General features: G+C 27.4%; 1 protein-coding gene. It reads left to right on the forward strand.

Annotated features, from left to right (window positions below; translation table 11 throughout):
* On the forward strand, positions 1–669 hold a 669-nt coding region (locus K0040_RS19820; RefSeq protein ID WP_228110413.1), incomplete at its 5' end, for a flavodoxin domain-containing protein.
* Between the last annotated feature and the right edge of the window lie 200 nt (positions 670–869).

Raw genomic sequence — 869 nt, forward strand, 5'->3', positions numbered from 1 at the left:
AAGCTAAGAAATGACTTAAGATCCGGTAGGATTTTAGATAGATTTTTAAATTTAGAAAAGTTGTTAATGTTCGTTAGATTATTAGAAAGTTTTCTATCAAATGTTACAACTAGATTATACAAGGGGGGAATTAACATGAAAAGTATAGTTGTTTATGAATCAAAATATGGTAGCACGGAAAAATATGCAAAGTGGATAGGAGAAGAACTAGATTGTAGAGTATCAAAAATAGATGATATAAGCACAGTAGACTTATTAAACTATGATAATATTATTTTTGGTGGTTGGCTACATGCAGGGACTATAAAAGGCCTTAAAAATATTTATAAAGATATTGATAAATTTAAAAGTAAAAATCTCATAGTATTTTATGTAGGTCTATCTATTATGGATGACAAAATTTACGAAGAAGTAAAGAAAAATAATTTCAATGATGCAGACAATATAAAACAATTTTATTTAAGAGGCGCTTTTAACTATAACAACTTAAATATAGCAGATAAATTGATGATGAACATGCTTAAAAGAATATTAAAAAAACAAAAAGAAGATGAAATGGATGAAAATACAAAAGGCATGTTAGATGCCTATGTAACGCCTGTTGACTTCACAGACAAAGAAAATATTAAACCAATAATAAAGTCAGTTAAAGAGCTAAATTTACAGTAATAAAAGAGACTGTGAAGTTTTTTCTGTAAATAGCTTTCTATGATAAGTTTATTAAGGCATGGATATGAAAATTATGGGGAATGTAAAATAAAGTGTGTAAGTTGACAAGATTGTTGTCAGCTTATGCACTTTTTTGATTATAGAGTGTGATACCATTAAGGAAAGGAACTTAAAAAGATGAGGTATGATACTATGGTTAG

Source organism: Terrisporobacter petrolearius, from assembly GCF_020748185.1.
In the GTDB taxonomy this organism is placed as follows: Bacteria; Bacillota; Clostridia; order Peptostreptococcales; family Peptostreptococcaceae; genus Terrisporobacter; species Terrisporobacter petrolearius.